The following is a 17,440-nucleotide window of genomic DNA, read 5'->3' as shown; positions in this document are numbered from 1 at the left end:
AAAGGGGTGAGCCCCCGGCGCCGTGATCAGCGCGCCGGGGGCTCACCCCTTCCGGGCTTCCGGGACTACCCGAACGCCTTCTTCGTCGTCCAGCCCGACGAGATCACCGTCTTCACGGGTGCGTTGGTGTTCGTCGTGGACGGGTTGTAGATCGCCATGTGGCCGTCCGAGACGAACAGCGCCCAGATGTCCGGGATGCCGTCGTTGTTGAGGTCCGGGACACCGATCGCGTACTTGACGTTGGCGTCGGTCCAGCCGGTGCCGAAGTTCTCGTCGACACCGGCGGCGGAGTTGGCGGCGAGCGCGATCGAGTTGAGGTCGACGCTGCCCGCACCCGTGCCCGGCTTGCCGCGGCGCAGGTACATGTTGCCGTTGTCCAGGTTCCGCCAGAGCAGGTCGGGCGTGCCGTCCTTGTTCATGTCGGCGACGTTGACGATGTCGCGACGGGCCCAGGCGGTGCCCTCCTCGAGGGTGGCCGTCTGGATGGTGCCGCCGCTGTAGCCGGACAGGATCCAGAAGGCGGTGCCGGCCTTCACGACGAAGTCGGGCGCCTTGTCGCCGGTGATGTCACCGACGGCCTTGAGCGTGTCCCAGGTGGACGGGGCGGGCGCGTTGGCCGGGAGGCGCACCTTCATGCGCTTGCTGACGTCGAAGGAGCCGTAGCCGTCACCCGGGTAGAGCCAGAAGCCGCCGTCCGGGGTACGGGCGAACAGGTCCGTGGTGCCGTCGCCGGGGTAGGCGTCCGCGTAGTGCGCGATCAGGGCGGACTTGCCGGTGGCCGGGTCGTACCAGTGGCCGGCCGGGTCGAGCGCCGGCTTGCCGTCCGCGCCCATGAGGTACGAGGCGGACAGCTTCTGGTACAGCTCGCCGTTGGTCTGGCCCGGGTACGTCTTCAGGTTGCCGTTCTCGTCGACGACCAGCAGGTCGGCGATGCCGTCGCCGCCCACGTCACCGGGGGTGTCGGCGGTGTTCTTCGGCGGCACGTAGAAGGTGTAGTCGGTCCGCGCGCTGGGGTTGCCCAGGTTGTCGTACGCGTACACCTGGAGGGTGTTCGGGCCGGAGTTCGGCGGCTGCAGGTTGGGCACGGTCGCCGCGCCGCCGGTGGCGTTCACCGTGACCGGGGCGACGCCGCCCCAGGACCAGGTGAACTTGACCGCCTCGGGCGACTCGAAGGTGATCGGGGCGGTCGTGCCGAAGGGCTGGGTCGCCCAGACCGTGCCGTCGTTGTTCACCGGCAGCCACACGTCACTGCTGACGACGGGCTGCGAGGGGCCGCTCGGGTCGACCGTGATGCGGCAGGGCTCGGTGCCCGGCGGGTAGACGGACGAGGTCGCCGGGGTGGGCGAGTTGGAGTCCTGGGCCATGGCGTCCCAGGAGAAGGTGGTGGTGGTCGTGAGGTCCTTCAGCCGCGCGTCGGTGACCGGGATGGTGATCGACTTGGTGTCGCCGCCCGCGGCGAACGTGACCCAGTCGCCGGCCGGGATCGTGCCGCCGGTCTTCCAGAAGCGGAAGCGGACCTTGCTCAGGTTCTTGTCGGGATCCGTGGCGGTCACCGTCAGCGTGATGCCGGTCTTGCCGACCGTCACACCCGCGCCGGGGCCGGGCGTGCAGACGCCGCCGGGCTTCGAGGAGCCGTTGTAGGGCTCCTTCGGGTTGCGGTTGTACGTGGCCTCGATCACCGCGGACGTCGCCTTGAACTTGCGCCAGGTCTGGACGTCGGACTCGCTGGTGGCGCGCATGCCGAGGGTGACGGTCGAGTAGCCGTGGTCCGTGGAGTACTGGGCCGCGTCCTTGACGTTGAACGCCTCGTAGTCGTCCGGGCAGGAGGTCGACCAGCCGTGCGCGAAGGACTTGTGCTGGAGGTCGTCCGACCAGCTCGGCTGGGCGTTCCAGGTCGTGCTGGACGAGATGGAGCCGGTGCGCCAGATCTGGAACTCACGGGCCGTGCAGGACCACGAGTGGTTGTTGAGCACCTTGAAGGTCGCGGAGCTGATGTCCGCGCCCTTGATGCTGCTGTCCCAGTCCATCCGCCAGAACGAGCGGGCGGTGCCGCCGGTGTCGCTCTCGTGGCCGACGCGGGCGTCGGAGGTGCCGGAGGAGAAGTTGGTGCCGTTCCAGAAGCTGGTGCTCGGGTACGGCTTGTAGGCCACCGTCCACGCCTGCCAGCCCGGGTTCAGCGACGGGTCGACGAACAGCGGGTAGGTGACGTCCTTGCGGTCGGCCAGGCCGGTCGCGGCGAAGCCGACCTTCAGGTGGGCGGTGCCGGTGCCCTCGCCGTCCAGGCCCATCGGCAGCTGCGCGGACTGCGCGCCCGGCTCGACGCCGGTGAGGCCGGAGAGCTTCAGGACGTCGGCGGGGGTGCCGGTCGCCGTACGGTGCTCGGTGCCGCCGGGCAGCTCGGGGTCACGGCCGCTGGAGTCCCAGGCGAAGGGCGTGGGGACCGACCCGATCTCCTTGCCGGCCTTGTCGAGCACCTGGACCCGCTTGGCCTTGTCGTCGCTGCGGAAGACGGCGTCGTCGGCACGCAGTCCGTACGAGACGGTGGCCAGGGCCTCGCTGTGCGCGGCCTCGGGCGTCTTGACGATCAGGGCCTGGGCCAGACCGCCCTCCTCACGGGCCACGAGCAGCAGGTCGACGCCCGGCAGCACCTCGGAGTAGAGGGCGCGGGGGCCGTCGAGCACCGGCTCGGGCAGCGCGCCCGGCCAGGTGTACGCGACGGTGTGACCGGCGAGCTCCACCTCGGCGAGCAGGGTCTCGCCCGGAGTCTCGGCGCGGGTGAAGGAGCGGTCGGCGCGCGGATGCGGAGCGTTGCCGCTCGCGAAGCGGACCGGGACGGGCGCGTTCACCGGCGCGATGCCAAGGCCCTTGGGAGCCTTGGGCGTTCGCTTCAGGGTGTTGTCGACCGGGGCCCAGTGGCCGGACGCGTTCTTCGCCCGGACCGGGGCCGCGTTGATCCGGACCTTGAACTGCCCGGTGGGCAGCGCCCAGGTGAGCGAGGTGGCGGTGGTGGCGGTGTCGACGAGGACCTGCTTGTGGGTGCGCAGGGCCTCGGTGACGGCGGCGGCCTCGTCACGCGGGCCGGTCGAGGCGGGCGTGGCGTCGGTGGCGCCGCCCGCGGTGGTGGGGGTCGTGCCGCCGGGGTGCCACCAGGGCAGCAGGGCGGCGGTCAGTGCGGCCAGCACGAGGCCGAGGGTCAGAGACAGCCGCGTGCGCGTGCGCACGAATGGGCTGAGATATCGGGGCGGCGCGGTCACGGCGGTCTACTCCCGTGGGAACCAAGCGGATTGAGGACAGCACAGACAGCCCCGGTCGGCAGGCCGCGGGGCAGAAGGCGCGCACACGATCACACATGCGAAGATCCGCGTCCATGCGTGATGATGTTGTAAATCCGTTATGCAAAAGCGGAACCGATGCGAAGTTGTATCAATCAAGTCCGCTTCAGGGGGGTTTCTGGGGTTGTAATGATCGTGTTCGACCCTTTGGCGGCCAAGGGGCTGAAAGGCCGTTAGCGGAGTGATCTGATCCGTTTCGCCGCGTGACGGAGATCACCTCAAGTGGGTTTCCGGCCATCGGGCCGATCTTGAACTCTGTGCCGGACATGACAGAGAGTGCGCACGCACGCGCCTGAGCCAGACGTGTGCCTTTTGGTGTTTCCGCACCGTGGGTGTTTCCGCACCTCGTCCGTTGAATGATCCGCCAGGGTGGGAGTCGACGCGTATGCGTGCTTCAGGTCCGCTGTCATGGCTGGGGCGAGGACGCCCAGCCTTGACAGAGTCACAACGAAGGCGCCGGCGGCGAAGCCGCACGGCCATAGTCCTTCTGCTGTCCTCGACACTGACCGTGACGAGCCTGGGCGGTGAGGCGCTCGCCGCGCCCGGCCCGGGCATGAACCGCACGGAAGACATCGCGAAGGTCGACCTCCCGGACATCCCGCCGAGCTCCGAGACCGACGGCGACGCCGGCGCCTCGACGACGCTCGACCTGGCGCCGCAGACGCCGATCGACCCGTACGTCCCCGCGTCCACCGCCGCGTGGAACTCCACGGCTCAGGCCGGTCTCCCGGTCACCATCCAGTCGACCGACGCCCCCGGCACCACCAAGCCGGTCGGTACCACCCCGGTCGCCATCGGCGTGCCCGAGGGCGGCGACCCGAACGCGCTCGCCGGCAACTGGACCGTGGGTGTCGCCCCGCAGACCACCTCGGTGGACGCGGGCGCCGCCGGCGTGGTCATGAAGGTCACCCCGCCGGCCGGCATCGACCCGAACGCCGAGGTGGCGATCAGCGTCGACACCACCGGCTTCGCCGACCTCTACGGGCCGCAGGCCGCCGACCGCTTCGGTCTGATGCTGCTGCCCGACTGCGTGTACTCCTCGCCGACCACCGGCGACTGCGCGGACGGCGGCGGCACCGCCCCGATGTCCCTCGCCGACGGCGACAAGGACGTCAAGAACGGCAAGCAGCACTTCCAGCGGCTGCGCAGCTCGGTGACGACGGTGGCCGCCAAGGACGCGCCCACCAAGGCCCCCGAGCCGAAGAACGCCAAGGTCCACAAGATCGTCACCGGCACCGTTCCGGTCTCCGCCCTCCTCGACGCGGGCTTCGCCTCGTCGACGGCGGACAAGACGGCGACCAAGGCGTCCTACCAGGACGGCGTCCAGCCCGCGGTGGCCGCGAACGGCGGCAACGCCCTCGGCATGCTGGACACCGGCAGCTCCGTCTCCGGTGACTTCACGGCCTCGCCGCTGCTGTCCTCCGGCTCCTGGTCGGCGGGCTCCTCCTCCGGCGCCTTCACGTACAACTACGACATCCAGGTCCCGGAGACCGCCGGCGGCCTGATGCCGAAGGTCAGCCTGGCCTACTCGTCGCAGACCGTGGACGGCCGGACCTCCTCGTCGAACAACCAGGCCTCCTGGATCGGCGACGGCTGGGACTACAACGCGGGTTCCATCACCCGTACGTACGCCAACTGCCGCCAGGACTCCAAGAAGGCCGGTTCGAACAACTCCACGCACCGCACCGCGGACCTGTGCTGGGGTTCGAACAACGCCACCCTCTCGCTCGGCGGCATGACCACCGAGCTGGTCTGGGACGCCACCAAGGGCCCGAACGACGCCAACGGCAAGCCTGTCGGCCAGTGGTTCACCGCCAACGGCGACGGCTCCAAGGTCGAGCAGATCAAGGACCCGGCCACCGCCAACGGCGCCAAGGACGGCGAGTACTGGGTCGTCACCACCAAGGACGGCACGAAGTACTACTTCGGCAAGAACAAGCTGCCCGGCTGGAGCGATCACGGCACCGACCCGGACGACCCGACCACCGACTCGGTGCTCACCGTCCGCGTCTACGGCAACCACAGCGACGAGCCCTGCTACAAGGGTCCGACGACCACCGACTGGACCAACTCCTACTGCACGCAGGGCTGGCGCTGGGGCCTCGACTACGTCGAGGACGTCCACGGCAACGCCATGTCGCTGTGGTGGAAGAAGGACCAGAACTACTACGCGCCGAACTTCAACTTCAAGGACCCGGTCGTCTACGACCGGGACGGCTGGCTCGACCACATCTACTACGGCCAGCGCAACAACAACATCTTCACGGCGACCGCCCCGGCCCGCGTCGGCTTCACCGTCGCCGAGCGCTGCTACACCGTCGGCTCGGTCACGTGCATCGACGACAACTTCAACTCCAAGGACCCGGGCAAGTACCGGCCCTGGTTCGACACCCCGGCCGACCTGCGCTGCGAGGCCAAGAAGAAGTGCTGGAACGCGGGCCCGTCCTTCTGGACCCGTAAGCGCCTCGACAAGATCACGACCTCGGCCCAGCGGCGCACCGACACCAGCGCCCGCCAGGTCGTCGACGAGTACCAGCTCAAGCAGAGCTTCGCGCAGCTGAGGACCGGCCCCAACACCGCCCTCTGGCTGGAGTCCGTCCAGCGCACCGGCTACGCCCGCAACGGCTCGACCGACGCCAGCGTCACCATGAACCCGGTCCGGTTCGAGCCCAACGTCGAGGACATGCCGAACCGCGTCAAGGCGGTCCACCCCTCCCGGCCCGGCTTCTCCCGGCTGCGCATCGGGCACGTCGTCAACGAGTACGGCGGCGAGACCTTCGTCACCTACAAGCAGCCGAAGGCAGACGACCCGACCGGCCAGACCAACGACTGCGCCACCGGCAACCTGCCCGCCAAGACGGACACGGCGGCGCTGAAGGCCAACAACCGGCTCTGCTACCCGGTGTTCTGGAACCCCGACCCCGAGGTCGAGGACATCGACTGGTTCCACAAGTACGTCGTCGACTCCATCGAGGAGTCGCCGAACGTCGACGGCGCCATGCCGATGCAGACGCAGTACGTGTACAAGAACCCGGCGTGGAAGCTCGCCGAGGCCGAGTTCACCAAGAAGTCCACGCGCACCTACTCGCAGTTCGCGGGCTTCGAGCAGACCACGGTCCTCACCGGCGAGGCGCCCAGCGCCGAGCACCCCGAGCTGAGGCAGTCCAAGGCCGTCACCCGCTTCTTCCGCGGCCTCGGCAGTGACGTGTCCGTCAAGGACATCACCGGCTCCGAGATCGCCAAGGACGAGGAGCCGTTCGCCGGCCGGATCGCCGAGGAGCTCACGTACCTGGACTCCTCCAAGGCCGACAGCGACTGGCTCTCCCGCTCCATCACCGTCCCGGAGGCCACCGAGCTCGCCAGGCGCAACCGCGACGACGGCCTGAGCCCGCTGCGGTCGTGGCGGGTCACGGAGCCGACGGAGATCGCGTACAGCAAGTCGTCGGGCACGAACACGGACGACCCGCGCACCGTGCGCCAGGTGCGGACGACCACCACGTACGACCCGACCTACGGGTACCCGACCCAAGTCGAGTCGGAGGGCGACACCGGCAAGAGCGGTGACGAGTCCTGCACCAAGTCCACCTACCTGAACCGGACCGACAAGAACCTCATCGGTCTGTCCAAGGAGGTGCTGGTCTCGCCGACGCTGTGCGCCAACGCCAACTGGTCCGACCTGACGACGCTCAGCGGCGGCAGCCGCACCGCGTACGACGGCACGGCCTACGGCACCGCTCTCGGCTCCGACACCCGGGGCCTGGCCACCGAGTCCTGGTCGCTCAACGACAAGGGCACCGGCTGGAACACCAACGGCACCACGGGCTTCGACGCGGTCGGCCGGGTGGTCAAGCAGACCGACCCCGACCAGCTGAAGCAGCAGACGCCGAAGTCGTCCACGATCGCCTACGACTCCATCGGACCGGCCACCGGCCAGATCTTCAAGGTCACCACGACCAACGTGCTCGGGCACACCCAGATCCAGGAGCTGGAGCCGGGCCGCTCGACCACGCTGAAGACGACCGACCCCAACAACCTCATCAGCGAGGCCGTGTACGACCCGCTGGGTCGCCTCGCCGAGGCGTGGGCCCCGGGCCGCACCCCGTCGCCGAACTCGGTGCCGGACTTCCGCGCCGTCTACTCGGTCCCTCCGGAGGAGACCGACCCGAACGACCCCAACGTCAAGATCCGCAAGCCTCCGTACGTCACCACCTACGCCCGTGGCTACGAGGACCGGATCGAGCAGTCGGTCACCCTCTACGACGGCCTCGGCCGTGAGCGGCAGACGCAGGAGGAGGCCGACAACGACGCCGGCTGGCTGATCACCGACACCCTCTACGACGGGACCGGTGAGGTCTACCAGACCAACAACGCCTACCTCACCCAGGAGGCCACGCCGGGCCAGCTCTTCACCCCGGTCTCCGACCTCCAGATCCCCAACATCACGCGCTACTCCTACGACGGCCTCGGCCGCGTCACGCAGGAGACGCCGTGGATGAAGTGGGTCGACCCCGCCGACGGCAAGGACTACTCCAAGGCGTTCGAGGACCGGGCCACCAAGTACGAGTACGGCGAGGACTGGTCGAAGGTCATCAACCCGCAGGGGGCCTCCTCCTACCGGGTCTACACCGACGCCCTCGGCCGCACGGTCCGCACGGACACCTTCAATCCGGATGCCGCGCCCGACGTCAGGGGTGAGCGCTACACCTCGACGGCCTACGAGTACGACAAGCACGGCCGCATGGCGAAGGCGACGCAGTCGGCCGACAAGGCGCATCCGTGGAGCTGGACGTACAACCACGCCGGCCAGATGGAGACCGTAACCGACCCTGACGCGGGTACGACCACCACGGCGTACGACGACCGCGGCCGGGTCCTGACGACCACCAACGCCCGCGGCGTCAAGGTCTGGAACAGCTACGACGAGCTGTCGCGGCCGAAGGAGATCCACGAGAACGACGCGGCCGGCAAGCTGCTGTCCTCGTTCACGTACGACACCGCCCCGGGCGGCAAGGGCATGCCCGCCACCGCCGTCCGCTACACGGACGGCGAGGCGTACACGCAGTCGGTCGACGGCTACACCAAGGACTACCAGCCGACCTCGACCACGCTGACGCTGCCCGACTCCATGGTCAACACGTGGGGACTCAAGAAGACCTACACCTACGGCTACTCGTACTCGGACACGGGCGCGCTTGAGGACACGACCCTTCCCGCGGTCGGCAACTTCGCCTCGGAGAAGCTCGTCGTCCGCTACAACAAGGACGGCAAGCCGCTCTCCATCTCCGGCAAGGACTGGTACGGCTCCGAGACCGTGTACGACCCGTTCGGCCAGGTGCTGCGCTCCACCCTGGGAGCCCAGCCCTACCGGGTGTGGACGCAGAACAACTACGACGAGTCCAGCGGTGAGCTGAAGGACCAGCAGGTCTACCGCGAGAAGGGCGCCACCGACCCCGCGACCGACAAGAGCGTCGTCGGCGGCAACCTCGTCTCCAACCGGGCGTACACCTACGACCCGGCGGGCAACGTCACCTCGATCCAGGAGAAGTCCACCGGGATCGCGGAGCGCCAGTGCTTCGTCTACGACCCGATGGGTCAGCTGAAGTCGGCCTGGACCTCCAACGACCAGTCGAACTGTGTCAACCCGAGGAACCCGGACGGCTCGTTCAACAGGGACGCGACCGGCTCGCTCCGGGTCGCCACGGGCACGGACAACTCCGGCTACTGGCAGGAGTACGAGTACGACCTGCTCGGCAACCGCACCAAGCTGACGGAGAACAACCTCAGCGGTGACACCACAAGGAACGCCGTCACCTCGTACGAGTACGGAAAGGGCACCAGCAAGGACCAGCCCCACACGCTGACCAAGGTCACCAAGAAGTACAAGACCCCCGCGGGCGCCGACGTCGCCGCCGCGGCCACGCGGCTGTACGAACTCACCGGCGAGACCAAGACGGTCACCTCGGTCGACAACGGCGACAAGCAGGACCTGACCTGGACCTACGACGGCCAGGTCGACCGGATCACCGGTGCGGGCACCGGCGGCAAGACCCCGTACGTGGGTCCGGCGCAGAAGTGCCTGGACCTCAAGTCCGGCCTCGCCGCGGCCTCGCAGCCGATCCAGCTGTACGCGTGCAACGCGTCGTCGCCGCAGAACTTCAAGTTCACGCCGACCCCGGCCACGGCTACGGTTCCGCAGCCCGACGCCAACCGAGGCACGCTCTCGGTCTCCGGTGACTGGTGCCTCCAGCCGACCGCGAACACGGTCGGCTCCGCGGTGCAGATCCAGAAGTGCGACGGTTCGTCCAAGCAGGAGCTGCTCCGCAACACCGCCGGCCAGCTGACCCACAGGGACTCCAACCTGTGCCTCGCGGCGCAGGGCGGGGCCACCGCGAACGGCACCGCGATCGTGCTCGCGACCTGTGACGCGGCCTCCGCCGCGCAGCTGTGGTCGCCGCAGAACGACACCCGTCACATCTACGGCCCCGACGGCACGCGGCTGCTCACCATCAAGGGCAAGCAGGCCACCCTGTACCTGGACGAGGCCGAGGTCACGCTCCAGCAGGGCGGTGTCCTGGTCAACACCCAGCGCACCTACCCCGCGCCGGGCGGCGCGGTCATGCGCTACTCCTACGGCACCGGTTCCGAGACCCTGGTCGCCCAGACAGCGGATCCGCAAGGCAGCGCGTACACGGAGGTCGCCCTCTACGGCGGCATGTCGGTGCGCGTCCGCAAGCAGGACCCGTTCGGAAACGAGCGCGGCACCTTCGCCGGCAACCTGCAGAGCCACAAGGGATTCCTCGGCAAGGAGCGGGACGACTCGTCCGGCTACCAGCCGCTGGGCGCCCGGCTCTACGACCCGGCCGTGGGCCGCTTCCTGTCCGCCGACCCGCTGCTCGACGTGAACGACCCGATGCAGTCGAACGGGTACGCGTACGCGAACAACAACCCGATGACGTTCGACGACCCTTCGGGTCTGTCCATCGCCCTCACGGCATCCGAGCGGGCCGCGGCCCTCGCGGGCGCCGGTCTGTCGGCCGCCGAGGTCGCGCAGGCACAGTCGATGCAGGGCAAGTCCCTGACCTCGGTGATCCTTGCCGTGGCCTGGGAGACGCTCAAGGACTTCATCGGCATCAACGACGCCATCGCCTGCTTCGGCGGTGACATGTGGTCCTGCGCCAGCGTCATCATCGACGCCATTCCGTGGGGCAAGCTCGGCAAGATCCCGGCCGTGATGAAGGCCGTCGACCGCACCATCGAGGCCATCAAGGCCTTCAAGGTGGCCAAGCGCGCCGCGGAAATCGTCCTCAAGGCGGCCAAGGCGGCCGAGACAGCGGCGCTACGGGCCAAGAAGCTGGCCATCGAGAAGGCCAAACGGGAGGCCATCCAGAGAGCGAAGAAGAAGGCCGCCGAGGAGGCCAAGAGAGCGGCCGACCGAGCCGCCGAACGGGCCAAGAAGACCGGTAACCCGGTCCACAAGGCGGCCCAGGCCAAGGCCGCGCCCAAGTCCTCCGCGCACGCCGGCTCCGGTGGCGGCGGTCACGGAGGGAAGACCGAGGGCAAGGCCGGCGGCGCCGAGCGCAGCCATGGCGGTTCGAGCGGCGGCCACGGCTCCGGAAAGGCCGAAGGCGGCTCCTGCCCGATCGGAAACAGCTTCGTGCCAGGCACGAAGGTGCTGATGGCGGACGGCTCTACCAAGCCGATCGAGAAGGTCAAGGCCGGCGACAAGGTCGTCACGACCGACCCGAAGAGCGGCGAGACCCGCGTCGAGACGGTCACCGCCGAGATCAAGGGCCAGGGCCTCAAGCATCTGGTCACGGTCACGATCGACACCGACGGCAAGGCCGGCTCCAAGACGGCCCAGGTCACCGCGACCGACGGCCACCCCTTCTGGGTCGCCGCGCTCCACAAGTGGATCGACGCCACCGACCTCAAGGCCGGTGAATGGCTCCGGACCGCCTCCGGTACCCAGGTCCAGATCACCAAGATCCTGCGCTGGACCAGCCAGGGCGCCACGGTTCACAACCTCACCGTGTCCGACGTCCACACGTACTACGTGGTGGCGGGTGCGTCGTCGCTGCTCGTCCACAACTGTGGCACGGGCGGCCCGAAGGTTGAGGGGCACTCCGATCTGTGCAACTGCGACCCGGAGAAGCCCCGCAGCGAGGTCGTCGTGGACACGGACTCGTTCGAGCAGGCCAGGAACATGGGCCTGGACATCGTGGGACCCATCGACACCGGTTCGTGGACGCGCCGGCAGGGCACCATGGAGTCCGCGGTCGACACCTTCGGCAGGGATACCGGCTTCACCGCGACCAGCGGTGGCGAATACAGGTCGTTCCGTCTGGACACCGACGACAAGATCGGCCCGCACATCAACGTGATGACGGGCAAGGGTGCGTCGGTTCGCAAGTGGGCGATTCGGTTCCCCGGTGGGAGCATTTCGACATGGCTGAAGAAGAACGTATGACCGGAACCAGTTCCTACGGGAGTCGTCCGGAATACCTTCCGGGCTTCATGAACGACCCCCGCGATGACGACGGCCGCCAGGTCGTGAAGTTGGACCTCGCCGAAAACCGCGTACTGACGGCAGCGAGTCTGAGCAGGTTTCCGGCCAGGGCCGGCGACTCGATCGACTTCGAAGCCGTTCCGTACGAGGACCGCCTCTGGTGGGACGACGAGGAGCACTGGACGAGGATGGCGGCGGAGCTGCTTTCCCCGTACGTGCAACGCGGGGAGCGGATCGCCGTCATCTGGGGCAACTACCTGATGCCGACCGTGACCATGCCCGCGGATGTCGCGGTACGACATGCGCGGGACATCCTGGACGCCGGGCCGCACTTCTGGATCCACCCGCTGGGTGGTTCGGTGCTCATCGAGTGCCTGATGGACGGGCAGGTGACGGTAGCGACGATTCCGTCGGACTAGTTGCCGAAACGCAACAGGCCGGAGGCCCTGTCGAACTTTGGTTCGGCAGGGCCTCCGGGCGTTTGGCGGCAACAGCGGCCTCATCTCCGCGCCTCCGCCTCCAGTCGCAGCCCCTCCTCCATCACCGCCCGCGCGATCGGCGCCGCGCTCCCGCCCCCGCTGATGTCCGTGCGGTTCGCCTCCGCGTCCTCCACGACCACCGCGACCGCCACCGCCGGCTGGGCCGAGTCCGCTGCCTGGGCCCAGGCGATGAACCAGGCGTACGGGGTGCCCGCGTTGCCCAGGCCGTGCTGGGCCGTGCCCGTCTTGCCGCCGACCAGGGCGCCGGGGATGGCCCCGTTGGTGCCGGTGCCGTCCTCGACCGCGCGGACCATCAGCTCGCGCAGCCGGGTCGCGGTGGCCGGGGACATCGCCCGGCGGTAGCTGCGGCGGCCGGTGGTCGAGACCGTCGTGCCGCCGGAGGTCGTGGTGCGCTCGACCAGGTGGGGCTGGGCGATCTCGCCGTTGTTGGCGACGGCCGAGGCGACCAGGGCCATCTGGAGCGGGGTGGCCGCCGTGTCGAACTGGCCGATCGACGACAGTGCCAGCTGGTCGTCGCTCATGTCGGTGTCGAAGTTGGACTTCGCCACCCAGGACGGGATGCGCAGGCCGGTGTCGTCGAAGCCGAAGCCGCGCACCGCGTCGACCATCCCGGCGCGCCCGACCTTCACCCCGAGCCCCGCCATCACCGTGTTGCAGGACCACTGGATCGCGTACGCGAGGGACGCGTTCTCGCAGCCGGTGGCCTCGTTGGGCAGCACCTGGCGGGTGCCCGGCAGCACGAAGGGGTCGGGCGTCACGGTCGGCGCGTCGACGTCGGTGACCACGCCCGCGTCCAGGGCCGCCGCCGCGGTCACGATCTTGAAGGTGGAGCCCGGCGGATAGGTCTGCCGGATCGCCCGGGCCAGCATCGGCTGGTTCGGCGAGGAGTTGAGCCGCCGCCACGCGGCGGCGACCGCGCTGCCCGTACCGGAGAGCACGCCCGGGTCGTACGAGGGCGAGGAGACCAGGGCGAGGATCCGGCCGCTCGACGGCTCGACCGCCACCACCGCGCCCCGCTTGCCGTCCAGGCCGCGGAAGGCGGCCTGCTGCATCCCGGCCCGGATGGTGGTGACGACGTCGCCGCCGGGCCGCCGGTCCCGGCTCAGGTCGTTCCACAGCGGGAACGGCGCGAGCAGCGGATCGGTGCCCGAGAGCAGGCTGTCCTCGGCGCTCTCCAGGAGGGTGGTGCCGTACGTCTGGGAGGCGTAGCCGGTCACCGGCGCGTACAACGGCCCCTGGGTGTACGTGCGTTCGTAGCGCAGCTGCTGGCCGCTGTCCCGGGAGCCGGTGACCGGGCGGCCGTCCACCACGATCTCGCCGCGCGGCTGGCCCCAGCGGGTGATGGCGATCCGCCGGTTCGCCGGGTTGTCGTCGTACGAGTCGGCCTCGACGACCATCACCCGGGCCGCGTTCACGAGCAGTGCCACGAGCAGCGCGAGACAGAGCACGGCGGCCCGTCGGATGTACCGGATCACCTGGTCTCCTTCACTACGAGTCGTCCGTGATCGGGGCGATGACCCCGGTGTCGGCCATGTCGGGGCGCGGGGCACGCGCCGAGTCGGAGACCCGGACGAGCAGCGCGATGATGACCCAGTTGGTGACGACCGAGGAGCCGCCCTGGGCGAGGAACGGCATCGCCATGCCGGTGAGCGGGATCAGGCCCATCACCCCGCCGGCGATGACGAAGACCTGGAGCGCGAGGATCGAGGCGAGACCGATCGCGAGCAGCCGCCCGAAGGGGTCGCGCAGCGCGAGTCCGGCGCGGTAGCCGCGGGCGACGAGCAGCGCGTACAGCAGGAAGACGGCGGTCAGGCCCACCAGACCCAGCTCCTCGCCGACGGTGGCGAGGATGAAGTCGGACTTGGCGGCGAAGCCGATGAGCACCGAGTGGCCGAGGCCCAGGCCCGCGCCGAGCATCCCGCCGGCGGCGAAGGCGAAGAGCGACTGCGCGAGCTGCCCGGGCCCCTTGCCCGCCCGGATCGAGGCGAACGGGTCCAGCCAGTCCTGCACCCGGCTGTGCACATGCGGTTCCAGCGAGCCCACCAGGAACGCCCCGGCGGCGGCGAGCAGCAGCCCGACCGCGATCCAGCCGGTGCGCCCGGTCGCCACGTACAGCATGATCACGAAGAGGCCGAAGAACAGCAGCGAGGTGCCGAGGTCCCGCTCCAGGACGAGCACGCAGACGCTCAGGCCCCAGATCGCCACGATCGGGCCGAGCACCCGGCCGGTGGGGAACTGGAGCTTCCACACCGTGCGGCCGGTGTACGCGAGCGCGTGCCGGTTGGCGGCGAGATAGGCGGCGAAGAAGACCGCGAGCAGGATCTTCGCGAACTCGCCCGGCTGGAAGGAGAGTCCGCCGATCCGGATCCAGATCTTGGCCCCGTTCACCGCCGGGAAGAAGATCGGCAGGATCATCAGGGCGAGCGCGCCGGCGACGGAGAGGTAGGCGTACCGCTGGAGCAGCCGGTGGTCCCGGACCAGCACGACCACCGCGATGAACAGGCCCACGCCGAGCGTCGACCACACCAGCTGGGTCGGCGCGGCGATGTCGCCGGGCGTTTCCAGGTCCAGCCGGTAGATCAGGGCCAGGCCGAGTCCGTTGAGCAGCACGGCGATCGGCAGCAGGAGCGGATCGGCGTACGGGGCGCGCCAGCGCACCGCGAGGTGCGCGACGAGCGCGAGGGCGCCGAGCCCGGCGCCGTACCGCGCGGCGTCCGGCGGCACGGCGCCGCTGCGGGCCAGACCGACCTCGGCGTAACCCAGCACGGACAGCAGCACCGCGCCGACCAGCAGGGACAGCTCCACACCGCGCCGCTTGGGGATGCGCACCCCGGGCGGGGGTGCGTCCCCGGGGGCCCTGGCGTCCCTGGAGTCGGTCGGCGGCGGTGCGGTCATGGTCCGCAACGTAGCAAGCAGTAAGCCTTATGTCCCTTTTGTGTGACGGTGAGCCGTCAGGCGTCGGAGTCAGGCGTCGGGGTCAGGCGTCGGGGTCAGTCGTGGGCGGCGTCGTCGGCGTCAGTCGGCGTCGGCCGCGTCGTCCTCCGCGTCAGCCCTCGGGGTCGCCGTGCTCACCCGGGTCGGCGAGCGGGAGCGTCAGGCGCGCCACCGCCCCGCCGCCCTCCGTCCGGCGCGCGTTGCCGAAGACCAGCCCGGCGCCGATCACCTCCGCCTGGCCCGCCGCGATGGTCAGCCCGAGACCGTGGCCCTTGCCGCCGCTCTCGGTGCGGAAGCGCTGCGGCCCCGACTCCAGGAGGTACGCCGGAAAACCGGCCCCGTGGTCCCGTACCGTCACCACCGGCCCGTCCACGGTCAGCACCACCGGAGGCGCCCCGTGCCGGTGCGCGTTGGCCACCAGATTGCCGAGCACCCGCTCCAGGCGCCGCCGGTCCGTCTCCACCCGCGCGTCCCGCACCACCCGCACCTCGGTGTCGGTGCCCGAAGCGCGCACCACCCGCTCCGCGAGCGGCCCGAGGTCGTGCACCGCCAGGTCCACCCGCTCGGTGCCGGCGTCGAGCCGCGAGATCTCCAGGAGGTCCTCGGTGAGCGAGCGCATCGCCCGCACCCGGTCCCGCACCAGCTCCGACGGCCGCCCCTCGGGCAGCAGTTCGGCCGCGGCGGACAGCCCGGTCAGCGGAGTGCGCAGCTCGTGCGCCACGTCGGCGGTGAACCGCTGCTCGGTCTGCAGCTTGCGCTGGAGCGAGGACGCCATGGTGTCGAGCGCCCCCGACACCGTCGCCACCTCGTCCTGCGGGCGCGAAGGGTCCTTCGTACGCGGGTCGTTGACGCGCGCGTCGAGATCGCCCGCGCTGATCCGGCGGGCCACCTGCGCGGTCGCGTGCAGCCGCCGGGTGATCCGGGTGACCGCGAACGCGCCGACCAGCAGCGTGGCCCCGATCGCGAGCAGCGACGAGCCCAGGATCGAACGGTCGAGCCCGTCGATGGTGGCGGCGCTCTGCGTGTAGTCGATGCGCACGGCGAGGGCACGGCCGTCCGCCGGGCCGGCCGCCCACATCGTCGGCCGGCCCTCGAAATCGGCCACCATCGTGCCCCGGTCGCCCCGCACCGCCAGGTCCCGCAGCCGGTCCGGCATCCCCGGCGGGTTCACCCCGGCGAAGCGCGGCAGCGGCTCGCCCGCCTCGTACAGCCGGCTCACCTCGCCGAGCCGGGCCAGCGCCTTGTCCCGCGAGTCCTTCACCGTCTGGCCGGCCACCGACACATGGACCAGGACGCCGAGCAGCGCGGCCAGCGCGCAGCACATCACCGTGATGAAGACCGCCGCCTTCCAGGTGAGCGTCGCGGTCCAGGCGGGCAGCCGGGGCGCTCTCACTGACTCACCTCGGGCGCGGACGGCACGGGCGCGGGGGTACGGGACGGGCTCGGGCTGACGAAGTCCGGCGCCGGCACCAGCGAGGCACCCGGGTCGGGCGGCTTGATCCGGACGATCTCGTCCCGGGCCGGCAGCATCGCCCGCTGCTGCTCGTCCCAGGACCAGGCGGTCCGGTACTCGTAGCCCGGGATCCCGGCCGAACTCGCCCGCACGATCAGGTCCCGGCCCGCCACGTCGACGCTGATCACCTGGTCGACCGTGGACATGATCCGGATCAGGCCGTCGTTCTCGGCGAGGTACACCCGGACCCCGAGCTGCTGCTCCGGCATCCGGATGCCGACGATCAGCTCGTCGCGGCCGTTGCCCGTGAGGTCGCGGTAGTACGGCGTCAGGACCGGACAGTGCGGCCGGTCCGTGGTGCAGGCGAGCACCGCCCTGACGGTCTCCTCGTACAGCCCGTCCTGCCCCGAGCGGTCGCTCGGGTGCGCCCGCACCTCGGCCTGCACGACCGCCACCGGGTCGACCCGGCGCACGTCGTTGTCGGGGACCCGGATGCCGGGCACGCGCTCGGTGTCGGACTCGCCGTAGTCGAACGGCGGATTCGTCGCCGGCGGCAGACTCGGCCACAGCCGCACCGGACCGATCGCGGCGGGCGAGGGGCCGGCGCTCTTGAGCCCGCCCTGGCGCCCGCAGCCCGTGAGCCCGGCGGAGGCGACGGCGAGCACGCCGAGGAGGACGGCGGGCAGAAGCAGGGTGCGGCGCTGTCTCACTCCCT

General features: G+C 70.1%; 7 protein-coding genes. 2 read left to right on the top strand and 5 right to left on the bottom strand.

Annotated features, from left to right (window positions below):
* Nucleotides 1-65: 65 nt before the first annotated feature.
* Nucleotides 66-3,221, bottom strand: coding sequence for a DNRLRE domain-containing protein (locus tag ACIRSU_RS15130; protein ID WP_403792137.1), 3,156 nt, complete (start codon nucleotides 3,219-3,221; stop codon nucleotides 66-68).
* Nucleotides 3,222-3,840: 619 nt separating this feature from the next.
* Between ACIRSU_RS15130 and ACIRSU_RS15125 the strand changes: the two genes are divergently transcribed.
* Both ACIRSU_RS15125 and ACIRSU_RS15120 read left to right on the top strand, forming a co-directional pair.
* A complete protein-coding gene (locus ACIRSU_RS15125) occupies nucleotides 3,841-11,799 on the top strand; it encodes a ricin-type beta-trefoil lectin domain protein (RefSeq protein ID WP_403792135.1) in 7,959 nt (2,652 codons plus the stop codon).
* Nucleotides 11,778-12,257, top strand: a complete 480-nt coding sequence (locus ACIRSU_RS15120; RefSeq protein ID WP_403792574.1) for a hypothetical protein — start codon at nucleotides 11,778-11,780, stop codon at nucleotides 12,255-12,257. The genes ACIRSU_RS15125 and ACIRSU_RS15120 overlap by 22 nt, the downstream gene beginning before the upstream one ends.
* A gap of 80 nt (nucleotides 12,258-12,337) precedes the next feature.
* Here ACIRSU_RS15120 and ACIRSU_RS15115 read toward each other — a convergent pair whose 3' ends face one another.
* The 4 genes from ACIRSU_RS15115 to ACIRSU_RS15100 form a co-directional block, all read right to left on the bottom strand.
* Nucleotides 12,338-13,813 carry a penicillin-binding transpeptidase domain-containing protein gene (locus ACIRSU_RS15115; RefSeq protein ID WP_403792134.1) on the bottom strand — a complete coding sequence of 492 codons (1,476 nt, stop codon included), beginning with the start codon at nucleotides 13,811-13,813 and terminating at the stop codon, nucleotides 12,338-12,340.
* Nucleotides 13,814-13,826: 13 nt separating this feature from the next.
* The gene (locus ACIRSU_RS15110) at nucleotides 13,827-15,233 is read right to left on the bottom strand and encodes an FtsW/RodA/SpoVE family cell cycle protein (RefSeq protein ID WP_403792132.1); all 1,407 of its coding nucleotides are present in this window, start codon (nucleotides 15,231-15,233) and stop codon (nucleotides 13,827-13,829) included.
* A 151-nt stretch (nucleotides 15,234-15,384) separates the two neighbouring features.
* Nucleotides 15,385-16,665 carry an ATP-binding protein gene (locus ACIRSU_RS15105; protein ID WP_403792130.1) on the bottom strand — a complete coding sequence of 427 codons (1,281 nt, stop codon included), beginning with the start codon at nucleotides 16,663-16,665 and terminating at the stop codon, nucleotides 15,385-15,387.
* The gene (locus tag ACIRSU_RS15100; protein WP_403792128.1) at nucleotides 16,662-17,435 is read right to left on the bottom strand and encodes a hypothetical protein; all 774 of its coding nucleotides are present in this window, start codon (nucleotides 17,433-17,435) and stop codon (nucleotides 16,662-16,664) included. The genes ACIRSU_RS15105 and ACIRSU_RS15100 overlap by 4 nt, the downstream gene beginning before the upstream one ends.
* Nucleotides 17,436-17,440: the final 5 nt, after the last annotated feature.

This window comes from Streptomyces sp. NPDC101160, from assembly GCF_044768205.1.
In the GTDB taxonomy this organism is placed as follows: Bacteria; Actinomycetota; Actinomycetes; order Streptomycetales; family Streptomycetaceae; genus Streptomyces.
Note: the sequence above shows the minus strand (reverse complement) of the source record. Positions and strands in the feature narration are given on the sequence as shown.

Excerpts from the sequence above, each read along its gene's own strand:
- ACIRSU_RS15120 (WP_403792574.1), top strand. The coding sequence starts at position 11,778 with ATGGCTGAAGAAGAACGTATGACCGGAACCAGTTCCTACGGGAGTCGT.
- ACIRSU_RS15110 (WP_403792132.1), bottom strand. The coding sequence starts at position 15,233 with ATGACCGCACCGCCGCCGACCGACTCCAGGGACGCCAGGGCCCCCGGG.